Genomic DNA, 18139 nt, shown 5'->3' on the forward strand with positions numbered 1-18139 from the left:
GCAGGGTGAGGTCTTTCGGAACGGGACCAGTCTGCCAATAAGGACCGAGGCCTGTGAATCGTTCCCTAGGACGGTTTGCCCTCATAGTCCTCAGGGATGACCCGCAGCGCTGAGTGAGTGATTCTCCTAGCCCCGAGGGATGACTATCCCCGAGTCGTACGCCTCCACGACGGCCTGGACCCGGTCTCGGACACCCAGTTTGGTGAGAATGTGGCTGACGTGAGTCTTGACGGTCGTGGCGGAGACCCACAGTTCCTGGGCGATCTCCTGGTTGGACATGCCGCGGGCCATCAGTTGGAGCACCTCTACTTCACGCTCTGAGAGATCGCCGATGGCTTCGGGGGAAGGCACATGCGTGTCCGGGTCGATCGCGGCTGGTGCGGTTGCTCCGCCCCGGGCAGCGAACTGCTCAATGACTTTGCGGGTGATCTCCGGTGCGAGAAGTGCCTCTCCGCCTGCCACGACTCGCACCGCATCGACCAGAGTGTCGCCGTCGGCGCTCTTGAGGAGGAAGCCGGACGCGCCCGCACGGAGTGCTTCATACACGTACTCGTCATCATCAAAGGTGGTGAGAATCACGATCCGTGCGTCGGGACTCGCGGAGAGGACTTCCCGGGTCGCCGCCAAGCCATCCATCCCTGGCATGCGGATGTCCATCAGAACCACGTCGGGCTGATGGTCCGCAACCATCGCGGCAGCGTCTTCGCCATCGGTGGCTTCTGCGCACACCACGACGTCGTCCTCAGCCTCAAGAATCATGCGCAAACCGACACGCACCATAGCCTGATCGTCGACGAGTGCGACCCGGATCACGGCAACTCCTGTTCTGCCGCCGCGGCGGCCTCATTGATTTGATCATCCCCCGAGGGCAGTACGGCGTGAACCTGGAATCCGCCACCGGTGCGCGGCCCATGCGACAACGAACCGCCCACGGCCTGAACACGCTCAGCCATCCCTGTCAGGCCGTGTCCTCCCACGACTCTCACCCGGTCCGCTGACGTTCCCACACCGTTGTCTTCTACGGAGATCCTCACCGCATCGACCGTTCTGTTCACGGTGACCTGTGCATGCGCTGTGGTGCCACCGTGCTTGAGAGTGTTGGTGAGGGCCTCCTGAATGATGCGGTACGCACTCAGCTCCACTCCTGCGGGCACGTGCGCAGACCCTGATACCTCAAGAGTCACAGGAAGGCCCGCTTCCCGCACCTGCTTCACGAGAGACGGCAGCGCGGCCAGCGACGGCATGGGTGCAAGTTCGTCACGCAATGGTGCACGCATGGCCCCATGCGCACCCGCAATGACTTTGTCCTTGTCCGCACGCTCTGTTGCTTCTTGCTCCGACGCCCGCAGCACCCGGATCATGCGCTGCATCTCCTCAAGTCCCCGCCGGCCAGACGCACTGATCGTTGCTAGCGCCTCCGCCACCTCGGGCTCATCCCGCACCCGCCGGCGCGCGCCCTCCGCCTGCAACGTCATCACGGTGATCTCGTGTGCCACGACATCGTGCAGTTCACGGGCAATGCGTGCACGTTCTGCCCGCACCGCATCCGTCGCCGCCTCAAACGCTGCCTGTTCGCGGCGCGCATGCGCAACCTCAAGCTCTCCCAAACGTTCGCGCCTGCGGCGGTCAGTCACGCCCAACATGAAAGGAATCAGCACACCGATCGGCTCAGCCAAAAGCGCCGTGGGATGAACGCTGTCGAGCGTCGCCATACCGAGTGCCGTCCACGTCAGCATCAGTCCCAACATGACCGCTGCATGCCGGATCGCCACCGCGCGCGGCGTGTACGACGCCACCCCGTAGATCGCGACGAACAATGCGAGCATCGCCGGCGTGGCCTCATAGCCCATGCCAGCCAGCAGCATCCACGCGCCAAACGTGAACCACAGCACGGCACGCGGATAGTGCTGACGCCAGATCAACGGTGCAATCACCGATGACACCAGCACCCAACCCCATGCGTCCATGGGGCGGTACTGGACACTCTGGAGAGAGGTCAGCGAGGCCGCCCACAACGCGGTCAAGGCCAGCAGCGACGCGGCTACCAGCGCATCCGTCCAGCGTGGCGCTTTGAAGTCCATTGGCCCAGGTTAGGGCGCTTCCCTGAGGTGGCGCATCGTTCCTATGGCCGATGCGGGGGTCACCCCACGAACCGGTAGCCCACCCCACGTACTGTTTCGATGGCTTCGGCACCCAGGTGTGACCTGAGGTAGCGGATGTAGACGTCCAAAACGTTGTCGCGCGTCGCGGATCCCCACACGTGATCAAGTGCTTCGGCTCGAGGCACTACCTCACCGCCGCGGGAGATGAGCAAGTGTGCCAACTGGAACTCACGCGGACTCAACGGTACTTCCGCACCGTCGCATGTGAGCGTCCGCTCGGCGGGGTCCAGATCGCACCTGCCTACGCGAATCACACCCTCGGGCGCACCGCCCTCCTCTGGTGGGCGTGCGCGCAAGCGGATCCGCGCCACCAGCTCGTCAAAGACGAACGGCTTCGCCATATAGTCATCTGCTCCGCGCTCAAGTCCGCGAACGGTGTCCTCCGCAGAGGTGCGGGCCGTCAAAATGATGATGGGAAGGTCAGAACCCGCGGCCCTGAGTTTGCGCAGTACCGTGAAACCTTCCTGGTCCGGCAACCCAATGTCAAGGACCATGATGTCGTAGTCCCCGTGGAGCGCCCGCTCCAACCCTTCGCGGCCAGTCCTCACCGCATCGGCTTCAATGTCCGCAGTCTTCAGGCCCGGTACCAACGTGGCTACAAGCTTGTCTTCGTCTTCGACGAGTAGCAGTCGAATCATGATTCGCCTCCATCTATGGGCAGCACAATAGTGAACATTGCTCCTGTTCCCAGGGATGATTCGAGTTCCAGAGTTCCTCCGTGTGCTTGTGTAATGGCAGCAACGATGGTGAGGCCCAGCCCCACACCCTCAACGTCAGGATTAATGCGATGGAAGCGTTCCATCACCTGCGCGTGGTCTTCACGAGCGATACCGATGCCCTGATCGCGTACCCACAGGCGGATGTGGGAACGCGTGATGGACGAGCCCATCCAGATCGCTGAACGTTCTTCCGAGAACTTCACCGCATTCGACGCCAACTGCAACCACGCCTGGGTGACGCGTTGCGAGTCCACCACGATGTCACCCTGCCCAGCAGCTTCCAACCGCCAGTCACGGTTGCCGAGCGCACGCGCACGGCCAAACGTGGTTTCCGTCATCCACAACAGGTCCTCGGGTTCGCGCTGCACAAACTCCGGACGGTCGGACTTCGCCAACGTCACCAGATCATCGACCAGGCGGGACATCATGGAGACCTCGTCGAGCAGATTGCGTTGCGATCGCAGGACCTCGTCGGGATCTCGAGGCTCCATCAACTCCAGGTTGGTGCGCATGATCGCAAGCGGAGTGCGCAGTTCGTGGGAGGCGTCGTCGAGAAGTTGGCGTTGGTCGGCAAAGGCACGTTCCAAGCGGTTGAGCATGCCGTTGAAGGTGCTGGTCAAGCGGGCCAGGTCATCGTGACCCTCCACCGGGATGCGCTCGGAGAGGTCGTGTTCGGAGATGCGGCGTGCGCGCTCCTCCAAAACCCCAATGGGCCGCAGCGTACGGCCCACGGTTGTCCACGCGACGGCACCGATGGCCCCCAACGCCAGCACAGCGATGACTGCATAGAGCTGGAACGTCTCGGACAGCTTTGATTGCTGGGCGCCACGGTCCGTCGCGATGGTGAACACCCCCGCGCTACTGCCGTCGGGTTCGAGGATGGGGACAGCGGCATAGCGATAGTCGCCCATCTCCGTGGTGATGGCGCGGACGATGACAGAGTCAGTCGCATTGCGTGACGCGGCTGCCAACAGTTCTGGATCTTGTTCAAGTTTGAGGCGCGCGGGGGCGGAGGGAACGTACCGGGCAATCACGCCTTCATGCGCTACTGCCGATTCGGTGGGGCTTGCCACAACGCGGATCATCGCCTCCCGCATGAGGTCATCGGATGAGGCGTAGGACATGCCCGTGGTGGGGTCATCGGAGTTGGCGAGCTCGATGAATGCTTGGGTGCGCAAGGCCAAACCATCATCGATCTGGCTATCGATGCGTGCCCGTTCAATCGCGTATGCGGCGAATCCGGAGATCAGCAACGCGGTGCCGGTGAGGGCGATGAGGTATGCCAGCAACCGCGCACGTACAGACATGCGGCGCGCGGCTGATGTCACAGACTCCACGAGATGAGTAATGGTGGTCCTCCCGCCATGGTGGCCTCACGCTAGCGCGGGAACCGCGCCTGAGGAAAGCCGCCGGGGCGGGGCTGTGGATATCAGTCGCGATCGTCGTCGTGGTCGGAGTCGTACCAACCGTAGTCGCGCCAGCCCTCAGGCCAGGAGTCTTCGCTCCAGCCGTCGTCGTCCCAGTTGCCCCAGGAGTCGCCGTTCCAGTTGTGGTCGCCCCAGGCGTCTTCGTCCCACTGGCCGTCGGCCCAACCGTCACGGTCCCAGTTGTGGTCGCCCCAGGCATCTTCATCCCACTCGCCATCGGTCCACTCGGACCAGCGGTCCCAGGCACCCCGGCTGTGTTCCCTGTCCCACTTGTACATGAGGGAGTCGTGGGTCTCGTCAAAGCTGTCCAGATCGGGAAGCGACGCGGCAAGGGCTTCGCCACACTCTTCCGCTAGCCACGCTACGCGCTCCTGGTAAGCGTCAACCATCGCCTCGTACGTGTCACGGTCGATGCTGCCGTCTGCTGCCGGGACCCCCGGCACGGTGCATTCCGCACTTGACGTGGAGCGCGCGACAGAAGTGGTGCTGGTGGTCTGCGTGACAGGTGCGGACTCCGCGACCTCGTTCGTGCCGCATGTGCCGTCGTCGTCACACTCAATGGGCTCCGCGACAACTTCGATGGGCACAGTACCCGCGGACAACGTCACCGGCGGTGCGGTGACAGAGCCCGTCGAGACCTCGGGCTGGGTCAACTGGATTGCCGCACCCACAGGTTCGTGCGCGGGCCGCTCCGCCATGGCACTCGCCGTTCCCGCAACAACCAAACTGATGCCAAAGAAGCCTGCAGCAACAGCTACGGTGCGGACGGTGGGTGCGCTCATGGGTGACAGTGTGCCGGGAGTTTTCTGAGTGCGCACTCAGGTTGTCCGTACCGGTCTCTCTAGCGGTCCTCGACCCGCAGCCAGCGGAACGTCTTCGCGGAGATCAGCAAGCCCGCAATGAGCCACACCGCAAGCATGATCGCGACCATGGGAAGCTGCCACGAACCGGACGCTTCCGCAGCTTCAAACTGTTCGGGCAAGAACACGGACCGCATTCCTTGAGCGAGCCACTTCAGCGGGAACACTTCCGCGAAGCGCTGCAACCAGGTTGGCAACTCGGTGAACACGAAGAACACGCCAGAGGTGAACTGCAGCACCAGCACGATGGGAGTGAGCACGGCCGATGCCGCCTTGCCGTTGCGCAGCAATGACGACGTAGCGATGCCCCACGCGACTGACGTTGCCAGCCCCAACACAAACACCCACGTGAACGTGACCCACGTTGACACGTTGGTGGGCAGCGCAACATCGAACAACAACGCGCCCATCGCCAGCAGCAGCGCCACCTGAACGACGGACACCACCAGCACCTGCAGGATCTTGCCCACAAAGTATGCGGTGGGCGGCAAAGGGGTCGCGTGGATGCGCTTGAGGACATCCTCAGACCGGTCAATGGAAATCGAGATCGCCAACGACTGAAATCCGGTGTTGAGCATTCCTGACGCGATCATGCCGGCAACAAAGTACTGGCCGAACGACACCCCCGTGCCATACAGGTCATCAGTGTTGAAGATCGCCCCAAACAGCCCCAAAAAGATCATGGGGAAGAAGAAGATGAAGATCATCTGCTCGCGCGAGCGCAAGAACTCCTTCAGCTCGACCACGGTGCGGTCAGCGGTCATGGACCACCACGAAGGCGCGGTCACCGGGACAGTGCTCATGCCACGCCCTCCTCATCCGCCACGTGCGTGTCGTGCGGAGGTGTCGCCGCATCGGCCTCTGCCGTGGTGTCACCAATGAGGTCCAGGTAGACGTCCTCAAGACTGGGGTGCACCACTTCGAGATGCTCCACCTCGCCGCTATGACGTTCCAGGAGTTCCCGCAGAACTGCCGTGGGCGTAGGAGTCACCTGTGTTCGCAGTTCGCCGTCCTCGCGCCAGGACACCCGTGCGCCCGCGGCACGCCGCCGCAACCCTTCGGGGGTGTCGAGTGCGACCAGACGCCCCGACGAGATGATGCCGATGCGATCGGCCAGATGGTCTGCTTCGTCCAAGTAGTGGGTGGTGAGCAACACCGTGGTGCCGTCCGCAGCGATTGACTCGACTAGTCGCCAAAACTGGCGCCGGGCCTCGGGGTCGAACCCGGTCGTGGGCTCATCGAGAAAGACCAGTTCTGGGCGCCCAATCAACGCCAACGCCACATCCAGCCGGCGGCGCTGACCACCAGAGAGTTCCTGCGGCTTCTCCTCGGCCTTGTCCGTCAGCCCCACAGCATCCAACATTTCCTCGACATCGCGAGGGTTGCTGTACAGGCGACTTGCGTGAGTGAGCGCCTCACGCGCGTTGAGGAACGAACGCGGAGACGTCGACTGCAACATGATCCCCACGCGCTCACGCCAACTCCGCGTCGCCATCACCGGGTCAATGCCCAGAACAGACACCTCGCCTGCGTCCCTCCCGCGGAACCCTTCCAAAATCTCCACAGTGGTCGACTTGCCCGCACCGTTCGGCCCCAACAGGGCGAACACTTCGCCGCGGGGAATGGTGAGGTCAAGCCCGTCCACGGCACGCACGCCGTGATACGCCTTGACCAGGCCCTGAACCTGGATTGCCGCATCGGTCATGGCTACGAGGCTAGCGCTCACTGTGCGCGTGCGGCGATCCTCCCTTAGGAGGGAAAATGTTGCGCGACGTCGCGGTACACGTCACGCAGCTTGTCCGGGTTGCGGACCACATGCATCGTGCCGATGCGTCCGTCAACGACGTCGAAGTCGTACAACGACAGCGTCTGTCCTTCACGGAACAGCACGCCTTCCTTGCCATTGACCAGGACGGTTGCAACCTCCACCCGGAGGCCGTGCCGCGCGGCGAGCGCCGCCCAGCCCGTCAATGCGGTCAGGACCTTGGTGCGACCGCGTACAGGCTTGCGTGACGCGGTGATGTTGCCACCGCCATCCGACACCATCACCACGTCAGGCGCGAGCGTCGAAATCAGCGCCGGAATGTCACGCCCCTCACAAGCGCGCGCGAACGCCGCGACCGTGGAGGCATGCTGGGCCTTGTCGGTCGCAAGCGACGGTGCCCCATCCCGGACGTGACGCCTCGCCCGCGACACCAACTGCCTCACCGCCTCAGGCGTCTTGCCAAGTGCTGAACCCACCTCCGCACTGGAGTAACGGAACACCTCGCACAGCACAAAGGCGGCCCTTTCCTGGGGGGTGAGAGTCTCCAAGACCACCAGCAACGCCAGCTCTACGTCGTGGGCCACCTCCGCCGCCTGGTCCGGCTCGCGTGTATGCAAGCTGCGAGGGGCCGATGCTTGGGGCCGCACCTCCGGCTCCGGTAGCCACGGCCCCACGTAAGTTTCGCGACGCCTGCGGGCGGTGCCCCATTCGTCCAGGCAGATCCGCGTCACCACTGTGGTCAGCCACGCTCGCGGGTCCTGGATCGTGGCACGGTGTTGTGCCTCCCACCGCATCCACGTCTCTTGGACGGCGTCCTCCGCGTCATGGACGGAGCCCAGCAACGCGTACGCAACCGTATGAAGGTGCGCGCGGTGCTGGTCAAAGACCTCGTCCATCATCTGTTCATCCTTGCGTGGCGCCGACGCTTCCGCGACACCAGGAGGAGAACGCCTCGCCTACGATCACCGCCGCATCATTGGACGGGCACATAGCGTCAGGCCCCGCCGCGCTCAGCATCCTGCCCGGCACGCGCAACGGAACCCGGGCGCCCGGATGAGCGGCCCCCCAGATGCGCGACATCTCCGTTGCGGTCAGCCGCTCAGGACCCGCGACGTCGGGCTGAGGCAGGGGGCCGTGGTCAAGCGCTGCAACCGTGCTGGCAAGCACTGACTCAGCCGCAGCCGCGACAGCGACAGGCTGAACCGTGAACGAGCCCCGGAGTGACAGCCGCCACCGGGCAGCCTGAGACAGAATCGCGCCCAAGAACTCATGGAACTGGGTGATGCGTGGCGCGATCACAGGAACCTCGACATGCCCCAGGTACTCCTCCTGAACCGACTTCGCTTCGTAATAGGCGCCCCTGAGCTTGTCGCAGTTCACGATTGACGGTAGGACCAGCAGCGCGGAACTCGACATGATCTTCTCCGTGCGCATCAAGCCGCCCACGAGCACGTCCGCAGGCCTCTTGTTGCTGTTCGCCGCGAACACCACTGCGTCCGCGCCTCGTAGTGCCTCCGGGAGGCCTTCACCCGAGGTGACGTCGGCAGCGAACGCCTCATAGCCGGTGGGAACTCCGTCCGGTATCCGGCCCGATCGCGATGTTGCCGCCACATCGTGCCCGGCCGCGACGGCAGCCGCCACCACCGCCGTCCCCAACATTCCACTCGCCCCCACCACTGCGATCCGCATGGCGCTCACCCCTACCTGCCGCGGTGCGTGAACACGGGTGACGGACTGGCACCGCGCATCGGCCCGTCACAGTGAAGACGAGACAGCCTGGCGGATCGTGACATGCAAAAGGCGGCCCGAGCATCGGCCCGGACCGCCTTCGCGTGAACTGTGGTGCCTAGCCCTCCGCAAGCAGCGCCTGGATGCGGCTGACGCCTTCGGTCAGGTCCGCATCGGCGATGGCGTAGCTCAGACGCAGGAAGCCGGACGGTCCGAATGCTTCACCCGGAACCACCGCGACCTCCGCCTCCTCCAAAATCACCGCAGCCAAATCAATCGACGAGGAGATCTCGCGGCCTCGCACGCTGCGACCAATCCAGCCCTCAACGGACGGGTAGGCGTAGAACGCTCCGCGGGGGGTGGGGACCTCGAAACCGTCAATCTCCTGCAGCATCGAGACGATGGTCTTGCGGCGACGATCAAACGCCACCCGCATTGCGTGAACCTCATCCATGGGGCCGGTGAGCGCGGCGATGGCGGCACGCTGCGACACGTTCGCCACATTGCTCGTCAAGTGGCTCTGGAAGTTCGTGGCGGCCTTGATGACGTCCTGGGGGCCCTGCATCCAGCCCACACGCCAGCCCGTCATGGCGAACGTCTTGGCAACACCGTTCAGCACGATCGTGGTGTCTGCCAGTTCGGGAACCTCGCGCACGATGGGGGAGAAGGTTGCGCCGTCGTACAGGAGGTGCTCGTAGATTTCGTCAGTGATGACCCAGATGCCGTGCTCTAGCGCCCACTCACCGATCGCCTTGGTCTGCTCCGCCGAGTAGACAGCGCCGGTGGGGTTCGAAGGCGAGCAGAACAACAGCGCCTTGGTGTTGTCAGTGCGTGCGGCTTCCAACTGGTCCACCGTCACCAGGTACTCCTGGTCGGCGCCCGCGAAGACCTCCACCGGGGTCGCGCCCGTGAGGCCAATGGCCTCCGGGTAGGTGGTCCAGTAGGGCGCGGGCAGGAGGACCTCGTCGCCCGGGTCAAGAATGGCAGCGAAAGCCTGGAAGACCGCCTGCTTGCCGCCGTTGGTGACCAGCACGCTCGCGGGATCAATCTCGTACCCCGAGTCGCGCTTGGTCTTGTCCGCGATGGCCTGCTTCAACTCCGGGAGGCCAGCTGCCGGCGTGTAACGGTGGTTCTTGGGGTCACGCGCTGCTTCCACGGCGGCCTCAACAATGTGCGCCGGAGTGGGGAAGTCAGGCTCTCCAGCACCAAATCCGATCACCGGACGACCTGCGGCTTTGAGAGCCTTGGCCTTGGCATCGACGGCAAGAGTGGCAGACGGCGCAATGGCGCCGAGGCGGGCAGAGACGCGGCTGGAGGAGGTCATGGCGGTTATTGTTCCACGTGCGGGACGCGCACGCGTATGACCTCAGGCACGGTACGGCTCGTGTCGCGTACCAAGGCACGCGGGAGGGGGCCGATGCGGGGTGTGGGTGCGGGTCCCACTGCCGGACCGGAGTGGGGTTCCACAGGCGAGTTCGCTTTTCGGCCCATCAACCCGTACTATTGCAAGTCGGCGATTGACATCAGCCATGGTGAAGCGTGCCCGCGGCATCTTCGGACTGGAGGACGTCAGTTGTCACGGAGGTCCAACCGCCTCCAAAGGGTAGTGGCGCAATTGGTAGCGCATCGGTCTCCAAAACCGACGGTTGGGGGTTCGAGTCCCTCCTACCCTGCCGACGCGGTGACACGCGTGCACAAGAGATCCCCCATTCCGAGCAAAGGACTTCCTGGTGAGTGAATCTGCCGTGACGGATTCCGGAGAGAAGGACCCGCGGCACGAATCCCGCGAGGGTCGCAATATCTTCGGTCGCATCGCGCTGTTCGTGCGCCAGGTGATCTCGGAACTCAAGCGAGTGGTGACACCTTCTCGCGAGGAGTGGATCCAATACATCTGGATCGTCCTCGGCTTTGTTGCCGTGATGATGCTGTTGGTGTTTGTGCTGGATCTTGGATTCGGATGGTTGTCGTCGAACATCTTCGGCGACTAACCCCGTATAGACGCTAAGGAGTGATGACTGTGAGTGACGAAAACCTCGACGCAATCGAGGACGCCACGCCCGCCGTTGATGAGGCGGCATTGAGCGACGCTCCTATTGACGCTGTTGTCGAATCTGACGACGACACCGTTCCCGCAGACGAGCCCGCAGGCGACGAGCCTGAAGAGGCCGCTGTTTCCGTTGACGACGAACCTGCCGCAGTGGTGGACCCCATCGAGGAGTTCAAAGCCAACATGCGTATGCAGGAAGGCGACTGGTACGTCATCCACAGCTACTCGGGACACGAGAAGCGTGTGAAGCAGTCGATCGAGCACCGCCGCGAGAGCCTGCACCAGGAAGAGAGCATCTTCCAGGTTGAGGTTCCCATGGAGGAAGTCGCTGAGATCAAGAACGGCCAGCGCAAGCTCGTGACCCGCGTTCGTATGCCCGGATACGTCCTGGTCCGCATGGACCTCACGGATGAGTCCTGGGGCACCGTGCGCAACACCCCCGGTGTGACCGGCTTCGTCGGCCACGCCCACCAGCCCGTGCCGCTGACGCCGGACGAGGTGTACTCGATGCTCGCCCCTGCGGAGTCCGCTGCGGACGCCCAGGAAGAGCAGGCAGAGGCCGCCGCGCCCAAGATTGAGGTCGACTTCGAGGTCGGTGAGTCCATCACTGTGATCGACGGCCCCTTCGCTACGCTCCCCGGCACCATCTCCGAGATCTCTGCAGAGTCCCAGAAACTGCAGGTTCTCGTCTCCATCTTCGGCCGGGAAACTCCGGTCGAGCTGGCGTTCAACCAGGTCCAGAAGATCTAGTTTTCGTCAGCACCTCTGGCGGCGCCAGCCGCCCCAAGCAATAGAAGGACCCAAAACATGGCAGCCCCTAAGAAGAAGGTCGCTGGTCTGATCAAGCTTCAGATCCAGGCCGGCGCCGCAAACCCGGCACCGCCGGTTGGACCCGCACTGGGTCAGCACGGCGTGAACATCATGGAGTTCTGCAAGGCCTACAACGCGGCAACTGAGTCGCAGCGTGGCAATGTGATCCCCGTGGAAATCACGGTCTACGAAGACCGTTCGTTCACGTTCATCACCAAGACCCCTCCGGCCGCTGAGCTGATCAAGAAGGCAGCAGGCGTACAGAAGGGTTCCGGCGTTCCCCACACGGAGAAGGTTGGATCGCTGACTGAGGCACAGGTGCGTGAGATCGCCGAGCAGAAGATGGCCGACCTCAACGCCAACGACATCGACGCTGCGGCGAAGATCATCGCCGGTACCGCCCGTTCCATGGGCATCACGGTCTCCTAAGACCACCCAATATCAGTGGGAGGGGTCGCGCTGACCCGCCACCACGACTGCAAAGGAAGAAGCAGATGACCAAGCGCTCTAAGGCTTACAAGGACGCAGCTCAGCTCGTCGACCGTAGCCAGCTCTACACCCCGATCGAGGCTGTGCGCCTCGCTCAGAAGACGTCCTCCAAGAACAACGACTCGACCATCGACGTCGTGTTCAAGTTGGGTGTCGACCCTCGTCACGCGGACCAGGCTGTCCGTTCCACCGTCATCCTGCCCCACGGCACAGGCAAGACCGCTCGGGTCCTGGTCTTCGCCAACGGTGACAAGGCGGAAGCAGCCCGCGAAGCCGGTGCCGACATCGTCGGTGGCGACGAGCTCATCGAAGAAGTCCAGGGCGGACGCCAGGACTTCGACGCTGTTGTCGCAACTCCGGACCTCATGGGTAAGGTCGGTCGCTTGGGTCGCGTGCTCGGCCCCCGTGGCCTCATGCCGAACCCCAAGACCGGCACCGTGACGATGGACGTGACGAAGGCCGTGTCCGACATCAAGGGCGGAAAGATCGAGTTCCGTGTCGACAAGCACGCCAACCTGCACACCGTGCTGGGCAAGGCGTCGTTCGGCGACGAGAAGCTGCTCGAGAACTTCAAGGCTGTACTCGAAGAGATTCAGCGTGTGAAGCCTTCCGCTTCGAAGGGTCGTTACATCATCAAGACCTCGATCTCCGCGACGCAGGGCCCCGGTATCCCCGTGGACGCCACCGCAAAGACTGAGGCGTAAGTAGTAGCTGGCTGATTCACTCAGCACACGGCGAAGGCCCGGTACCCCTGTGGGTGCCGGGCCTTCGTCATGTCATCTGCGGCCCCGCACCCCGCACCCCACACCCACGCACTCCCGTCGGTTTGGCACAGCCTTGTGACTGGGGTGGCAACAGTGGCAGGCGTGACGGTCTCACCTGGCACAGGGGGCACAGCCATCACAGTTCTGTGTCAAAGCGAAGGGCCGATGCTGAACTTGCGCGGGCCGATGCCGCACTGGGGTCTGGCTCAAGGCGCAGGTGGGTACGGGGCGCAACTTGCGCATCGGCCCCTGCTCCACCTACACTGATCTCTGCCCAAGACCGCCGGTCATCGGAATCAGGAAACTGAAACCGACCGAAGTCCCGCAACAGCGGAGGCCAGCGTAGGTGAGATTGACAGCGTTGATGCGCATCACCGGCCGACCCACAGTAGTCGCCCGTTGTGTGCGGATCACGAATGTTCAGCCCCGCCTGCGCGGGGCTTTTCTGTTGTCCGGGGCTAGCCGTTTCCGCAAGGAAGCGCCGGCGGTCACCCTAAGGAAGGACAACTATGGCGACGCCAGACAAGGTGGCTGCAGTCAAGGAGCTCGCGGACAAGTTCCGTGAATCCCAGGCTGTCATCGTCACCGAGTACCGCGGTCTGTCTGTCCCGCAGCTCGCTGAACTGCGCGGCAACATCCGTGGCGCCGCGACCTACCAGGTTGCGAAGAACACTCTGACGGCGCTCGCGGCCAAGGATGCAGGTGTGGAGGGTCTGGATGACCTCTTCGTCGGTCCTACGGCTATTGCATTCATCACCGGTGACCCGGTGGAGGCTGCAAAGGGTCTGAAGGAATTCTCCAAGAACAACGACAAGCTCGTTATCAAGGGTGGAGTCCTCGAAGGCAAGGTGATCTCCGCTGAAGAGATCAAGAAGCTCGCAGACCTCGAGTCCCGCGAAGTGCTGCTCGCGAAGGCGGCAGGTGCTATTCAGGCATCGCTCGTCAACGCTGCATACATGTTCCAGGCACCGCTGTCCAAGGCAGCGCGCGCCGTCGACGCCCTGCGTGCCAAGCAGGAAGACGCGGCCTAACAGCCGCGACCCCCATCGCAATAACCTGCATTTCACGCAGAATATAGGTAAGGAAACACACTATGGCTAAGCTCACCACCGAAGAGCTCATCGAGCAGTTCAAGGAGCTCTCGCTCATCGAGCTGTCCGAGTTCGTGAAGGCCTTCGAAGAGACCTTCGACGTGACCGCTGCTGCTCCGGCTGCCGTTGCCGTTGCTGCTCCTGCTGCTGGCGACGCACCTGCCGCCGAGGAGAAGGACGAGTTCGACGTCATCCTCGCTGCTGTTGGCGACAAGAAGATCCAGGTCATCAAGGAGGTGCGCGCGCTCACGTCGCTCGGCCTCGGTGAGGCCAAGGCTCTCGTGGACGAGGCTCCCAAGGCTGTCCTCGAAGGCGCCAAGAAGGAAGACGCCGAGAAGGCCAAGGAGGCCCTCGAGGCCGCTGGCGCCACCGTCGAGCTCAAGTAAGTTCGTCGAACCTTTCGGTTCGCGAAAGCCGGGTTGCCCTGCGGGGCGGCCCGGCTTTCGCCGTTTCTGCGGCAGGATCCAGCGCACTTCACCTGGAGCTGAGGCGTCCCCTGCCGGGGTGGGGAGGGCCGATGCTGGACTCTGGTGGGATACCAGGTACCCTTTTCGCAGGCGATGGCAAAGCCCGGTTGGTTGCAATGACGCACACCACCGGCGCGGCGGCTTGCGCGACTGGACTTTTCCGGCGCAGGCTACTAGGCTCTTGCTTTGCGCTGTCTATTGCCATGCCCTCAAATGCCTACCCGGCGCGCCTCCGCTCCATAGCGGTTTGGCCCCGGGATCCGGTGGAGCCGCGGCTTGAGACTCGCGACACGCACGCTACAAAAAGGGAAGGACCCGCCCTTGGCTGCCTCGCGCACCCCCTCGGCAACTGCAATCGCCAACCGTTCCGCATCACCGCGCATCTCCTTCGCAAAGATCTCCGAGCCCATCGAGATCCCGAACCTGCTGGGAATTCAGACCGAGAGCTTTGACTGGCTCGTCGGCAACGAATCCTGGAAGGCTCGTGTGGCCGCCGCCAAGAAGGCCGGCCGCAACGACGTTCCCGAGGTCGCAGGCCTCGAGGAAGTCTTCGAGGAGATCTCGCCGATTGAAGACTTCGGCGAGACCATGTCTCTCAGCTTCTCTGACCCGTACTTCGAGCAGCCGCGTTTCACGCCTGACGAGTGCAAGGAGAAGGACTTCACTTACGCCGCCCAGTTGTTCGTGACCGCAGAGTTCATGAACAACACCACCGGCGAGATCAAGTCTCAGACCGTCTTCATGGGCGACTTCCCGCTCATGACCCCCAAGGGCACGTTCATCGTGAACGGCACCGAGCGCGTCGTCGTGTCGCAGCTGGTCCGTTCGCCTGGCGTGTACTTCGAGCGCACCCCCGACAAGACGTCGGACAAGGACATCTTCACCGCCAAGGTGATTCCTTCGCGTGGTGCATGGCTCGAGTTCGAGATCGACAAGCGCGACGCCGTCGGTGTGCGTGTCGACCGTAAGCGCAAGCAGCCCGTCACCCTGTTCCTCAAGGCACTGGGCATGACGGACGAGCAGATCGCCGAGGAGTTCAAGGACTACCCGGCCATGCTCGAAACCCTCGAGAAGGACACGGTCCACACGCAGGAAGAGGCCCTTGTGGACCTCTACCGCAAGCTGCGTCCGGGCGAACCCCCCACAGTTGAAGCCGGTCAGAACCTGCTCGACAACTTCTACTTCAACCCCAAGCGTTACGACCTTGCCAAGGTTGGCCGCTTCAAGCTGAACAAGAAGCTCAAGGTCGGCAAGGCGCTGAGCGACTCGGTGCTGAGCCTCGACGACATCATCGCGACCGTGAAGTACACCGTGGCCGCTCACGCAGGCCACGCCACCTTCGACGGTGTCGATGGCACTGTTGAGGTCGAGACCGACGACATCGACCACTTCGGCAACCGCCGCATCCGTGCCGTGGGTGAACTGGTGCAGAACCAGATTCGCACCGGACTGTCCCGCATGGAGCGCGTGGTGCGCGAGCGCATGACGACTCAGGACGTCGAGGCGATCACGCCGCAGACCCTGATCAACACGCGTCCCGTGGTGGCCGCCATCCGCGAGTTCTTCGGAACCTCGCAGCTGTCGCAGTTCATGGACCAGAACAACCCGCTGGCGGGTCTGACGAACAAGCGTCGTCTCTCCGCCTTGGGCCCGGGTGGTCTGTCCCGTGACCGCGCAGGTATGGAAGTGCGTGACGTTCACCCGTCGCACTACGGCCGTATGTGCCCCATTGAGACCCCTGAAGGTCCGAACATTGGTCTGATCGGTGCGCTCGCGACTTACGGTCGCGTGAACCCGCTGGGCTTCGTGGAGACCCCGTACCGCAAGGTCGTCAAGGGCAAGGTCAGCGACAAGGTCGACTACCTGACCGCTGACGACGAAGACCACTTCGTGATCGCTCAGGCCAACGCCGCGCTCGACGAGTCCGGTTCGTTCGCCGAAGAGCGCGTGCTGGTCCGCTCGAAGGGTGGCGAAGTTGAGTTCGTCCCCCGCGAGGCTGTGGACTACATGGACGTGTCGCCGCGCCAGATGGTGTCGGTCGCTACGGCCCTGATTCCGTTCCTTGAGCACGACGACGCCAACCGCGCACTCATGGGTGCGAACATGCAGCGTCAGGCCGTGCCGTTGGTCCGCTCCGAGGCTCCGCTGGTGGGTACCGGCATGGAGCGTCGTGCGGCGATCGACGCTGGCGACGTGATCGTTGCAGGCAAGCCGGGCGTGGTGACCGAGGTCAGCTCTGACCTGGTCACGATCGCTAACGACGATGGCACCACCGGTTCCTACAAGATCGCGAAGTTCCAGCGTTCGAACCAGGGCACCAGCTACAACCAGCGTGTGCTCGTGGACGAAGGCGACAAGGTCGTCGAGGGCTCTGTTCTCGCTGACGGTCCTTCGACCGATGGCGGCGAACTGTCGCTCGGTAAGAACCTGCTTGTCGCGTTCATGTGCTGGGAAGGTCACAACTACGAGGACGCGATCATCCTGTCGCAGCGCCTCGTTCAGGACGACACCCTCTCCTCGATCCACATCGAAGAGCACGAAGTCGACGCCCGCGACACCAAGCTGGGCCCCGAGGAAATCACGCGCGAGATCCCGAACGCTTCCGAAGAGGTCCTCGCTGACCTCGACGAGCGCGGCATCATCCGCATCGGTGCAGAAGTCCGCGCCGGTGACATCCTCGTCGGCAAGGTCACGCCCAAGGGTGAGACCGAGCTGACCCCCGAAGAGCGCCTCCTGCGCGCCATCTTCGGTGAGAAGGCCCGCGAAGTCCGCGACACCTCACTCAAGGTGCCCCACGGCGAAACCGGAACCGTCATCGGCGTCCGTGTATTCACTGAGGAAGACGGCGACGACCTGCCTGCAGGCGTGAACCAGCTGGTCCGCGTCTACATCGCTCAGCGCCGCAAGATCTCGGAGGGCGACAAGCTCGCCGGCCGTCACGGCAACAAGGGTGTCATTTCGACCATCCTGCCTGTCGAGGACATGCCGTTCCTCGAGGACGGAACTCCTGTTGACGTCATCCTGAACCCGCTGGGTGTTCCCGGTCGTATGAACGTCGGTCAGGTCCTTGAGACCCACACCGGCTGGGTGGCGAAGAACGGTTGGGACGCTTCGGACAACCCCGAGATCGCAGCTCAGCTGCCCGAGGGTGCGCTCAAGTCTGTGCCCGGAACCCCGGTCGCCACACCCGTATTCGACGGTCTGGAAGAGTCCACGCTGCTTAAGCTCCGCGAGGTCATCAACCCGAACCGTGACGGTGAGCGCCTGGTGAACGAGAACGGAAAGGCACGTCTGTTCGACGGCCGCTCCGGTGAGCCGTTCCCCGAGCCCGTCGCCGTGGGTTACAAGTACATCTTGAAGCTCCACCACCTCGTGGACGACAAGATTCACGCCCGCTCCACCGGCCCGTACTCGATGATCACCCAGCAGCCGCTCGGTGGTAAGGCTCAGTTCGGTGGCCAGCGCTTCGGTGAGATGGAAGTGTGGGCCCTCGAGGCTTATGGCGCTGCCTACGCACTCCAGGAGCTCCTGACCATCAAGTCGGATGACGTGGTGGGCCGCGTGAAGGTGTACGAAGCCATCGTCAAGGGACAGAACATCCCCGACCCAGGTCTGCCGGAGTCCTTCCGAGTCCTGATGAAGGAAATGCAGTCGCTGTGCCTGAACGTCGAGGTCCTCAACTCTGAGGGTCAGACAGTCGAAATGGGCGAGTCCGAAGAGGACGCCTACCAGGCTGCTGAGTCGCTCGGCATCTCCCTGTCCAGCCGCCCGGACGCGTCCAGCGTCGACGAGATCTGAGAGAAGGCGTCG

Annotated in this window: 17 protein-coding genes and 1 tRNA gene; 8 read left to right on the forward strand and 10 right to left on the reverse strand. The window is 63.3% G+C overall.

Translation table 11 applies throughout. The features are described 5' to 3' along the window. Positions 1–126: 126 nt before the first annotated feature. From ON058_RS03165 to ON058_RS03210, 10 genes are all read right to left on the reverse strand, one after another. Complete coding sequence (locus tag ON058_RS03165; protein ID WP_274667573.1) at positions 127–813, reverse strand: response regulator transcription factor; 687 nt, start codon at positions 811–813, stop codon at positions 127–129. Beyond that, a complete protein-coding gene (locus ON058_RS03170) occupies positions 810–2081 on the reverse strand; it encodes a sensor histidine kinase (RefSeq protein WP_274667574.1) in 1272 nt (423 codons plus the stop codon). Before ON058_RS03170 ends, ON058_RS03165 begins: the two co-directional genes overlap by 4 nt. A 59-nt stretch (positions 2082–2140) precedes the next feature. Next, positions 2141–2800, reverse strand: a complete 660-nt coding sequence (locus ON058_RS03175; RefSeq protein WP_274667575.1) for a response regulator transcription factor — start codon at positions 2798–2800, stop codon at positions 2141–2143. Then, a complete protein-coding gene (locus ON058_RS03180) occupies positions 2797–4209 on the reverse strand; it encodes a cell wall metabolism sensor histidine kinase WalK (RefSeq protein WP_274667576.1) in 1413 nt (470 codons plus the stop codon). The genes ON058_RS03175 and ON058_RS03180 overlap by 4 nt, the downstream gene beginning before the upstream one ends. Positions 4210–4310: 101 nt before the next feature. Then, positions 4311–5090: a hypothetical protein gene (locus ON058_RS03185; protein WP_274667577.1), complete on the reverse strand. Its 780-nt coding sequence runs from the start codon at positions 5088–5090 to the stop codon at positions 4311–4313. A gap of 59 nt (positions 5091–5149) precedes the next feature. Continuing rightward, positions 5150–5971 carry an ABC transporter permease gene (locus ON058_RS03190; protein WP_274667578.1) on the reverse strand — a complete coding sequence of 274 codons (822 nt, stop codon included), beginning with the start codon at positions 5969–5971 and terminating at the stop codon, positions 5150–5152. Next, the gene (locus tag ON058_RS03195) at positions 5968–6873 is read right to left on the reverse strand and encodes an ABC transporter ATP-binding protein (protein ID WP_274667579.1); all 906 of its coding nucleotides are present in this window, start codon (positions 6871–6873) and stop codon (positions 5968–5970) included. The genes ON058_RS03190 and ON058_RS03195 overlap by 4 nt, the downstream gene beginning before the upstream one ends. A gap of 44 nt (positions 6874–6917) precedes the next feature. Further along, positions 6918–7832 (reverse strand): RNA polymerase sigma factor SigJ, encoded by a 915-nt coding sequence (gene sigJ, locus ON058_RS03200; protein ID WP_274667580.1) that lies wholly within the window; start codon positions 7830–7832, stop codon positions 6918–6920. Positions 7833–7836: 4 nt separating this feature from the next. Continuing rightward, on the reverse strand, positions 7837–8622 hold the full coding sequence (locus ON058_RS03205) for an NAD(P)H-binding protein (RefSeq protein ID WP_274667581.1): 786 nt from the start codon (positions 8620–8622) through the stop codon (positions 7837–7839). A gap of 157 nt (positions 8623–8779) precedes the next feature. Then, complete coding sequence (locus tag ON058_RS03210) at positions 8780–9985, reverse strand: pyridoxal phosphate-dependent aminotransferase (protein WP_274667582.1); 1206 nt, start codon at positions 9983–9985, stop codon at positions 8780–8782. Between the two features lie 276 nt (positions 9986–10261). Between ON058_RS03210 and ON058_RS03215 the strand changes: the two genes are divergently transcribed. From ON058_RS03215 to rpoB, 8 genes are all read left to right on the forward strand, one after another. Then, positions 10262–10334: transfer RNA gene (locus tag ON058_RS03215), tRNA-Trp, on the forward strand. A gap of 57 nt (positions 10335–10391) precedes the next feature. Continuing rightward, complete coding sequence (secE, locus tag ON058_RS03220; RefSeq protein ID WP_274667583.1) at positions 10392–10649, forward strand: preprotein translocase subunit SecE; 258 nt, start codon at positions 10392–10394, stop codon at positions 10647–10649. Positions 10650–10672: 23 nt separating this feature from the next. Then, entirely contained in the window at positions 10673–11458 is a 786-nt protein-coding gene (gene nusG, locus ON058_RS03225) for a transcription termination/antitermination protein NusG (protein WP_274667584.1), read from the forward strand. 57 nt (positions 11459–11515) lie between these two features. After that, entirely contained in the window at positions 11516–11947 is a 432-nt protein-coding gene (gene rplK, locus ON058_RS03230) for a 50S ribosomal protein L11 (protein ID WP_274667585.1), read from the forward strand. A 65-nt stretch (positions 11948–12012) separates the two neighbouring features. Continuing rightward, positions 12013–12711 (forward strand): 50S ribosomal protein L1, encoded by a 699-nt coding sequence (rplA, locus tag ON058_RS03235; protein WP_274667586.1) that lies wholly within the window; start codon positions 12013–12015, stop codon positions 12709–12711. Positions 12712–13280: 569 nt separating this feature from the next. Next, complete coding sequence (rplJ, locus tag ON058_RS03240) at positions 13281–13802, forward strand: 50S ribosomal protein L10 (protein ID WP_274667587.1); 522 nt, start codon at positions 13281–13283, stop codon at positions 13800–13802. Positions 13803–13864: 62 nt separating this feature from the next. Then, a complete protein-coding gene (rplL, locus tag ON058_RS03245; protein WP_274667588.1) occupies positions 13865–14248 on the forward strand; it encodes a 50S ribosomal protein L7/L12 in 384 nt (127 codons plus the stop codon). Between the two features lie 402 nt (positions 14249–14650). Further along, on the forward strand, positions 14651–18127 hold the full coding sequence (rpoB, locus tag ON058_RS03250) for a DNA-directed RNA polymerase subunit beta (protein ID WP_274667589.1): 3477 nt from the start codon (positions 14651–14653) through the stop codon (positions 18125–18127). Positions 18128–18139 lie beyond the last annotated feature (12 nt).

The organism is Demequina sp. B12, from assembly GCF_028823635.1.
Lineage (GTDB): Bacteria > Actinomycetota > Actinomycetes > Actinomycetales > Demequinaceae > Demequina.

Bases quoted from the DNA above. Each gene is read 5' to 3' on its own strand.
- ON058_RS03170 (WP_274667574.1), bottom strand. From the start codon at position 2,081: ATGGACTTCAAAGCGCCACGCTGGACGGATGCGCTGGTAGCCGCGTCG.
- ON058_RS03175 (WP_274667575.1), bottom strand. From the start codon at position 2,800: ATGATTCGACTGCTACTCGTCGAAGACGAAGACAAGCTTGTAGCCACG.
- ON058_RS03185 (WP_274667577.1), bottom strand. From the start codon at position 5,090: ATGAGCGCACCCACCGTCCGCACCGTAGCTGTTGCTGCAGGCTTCTTT.
- ON058_RS03190 (WP_274667578.1), bottom strand. From the start codon at position 5,971: ATGAGCACTGTCCCGGTGACCGCGCCTTCGTGGTGGTCCATGACCGCT.
- ON058_RS03195 (WP_274667579.1), bottom strand. From the start codon at position 6,873: ATGACCGATGCGGCAATCCAGGTTCAGGGCCTGGTCAAGGCGTATCAC.
- sigJ (WP_274667580.1), bottom strand. From the start codon at position 7,832: ATGATGGACGAGGTCTTTGACCAGCACCGCGCGCACCTTCATACGGTT.
- ON058_RS03205 (WP_274667581.1), bottom strand. From the start codon at position 8,622: ATGCGGATCGCAGTGGTGGGGGCGAGTGGAATGTTGGGGACGGCGGTG.
- ON058_RS03210 (WP_274667582.1), bottom strand. From the start codon at position 9,985: ATGACCTCCTCCAGCCGCGTCTCTGCCCGCCTCGGCGCCATTGCGCCG.
- nusG (WP_274667584.1), top strand. From the start codon at position 10,673: ATGACTGTGAGTGACGAAAACCTCGACGCAATCGAGGACGCCACGCCC.
- rplK (WP_274667585.1), top strand. From the start codon at position 11,516: ATGGCAGCCCCTAAGAAGAAGGTCGCTGGTCTGATCAAGCTTCAGATC.
- rplA (WP_274667586.1), top strand. From the start codon at position 12,013: ATGACCAAGCGCTCTAAGGCTTACAAGGACGCAGCTCAGCTCGTCGAC.
- rplJ (WP_274667587.1), top strand. From the start codon at position 13,281: ATGGCGACGCCAGACAAGGTGGCTGCAGTCAAGGAGCTCGCGGACAAG.
- rplL (WP_274667588.1), top strand. From the start codon at position 13,865: ATGGCTAAGCTCACCACCGAAGAGCTCATCGAGCAGTTCAAGGAGCTC.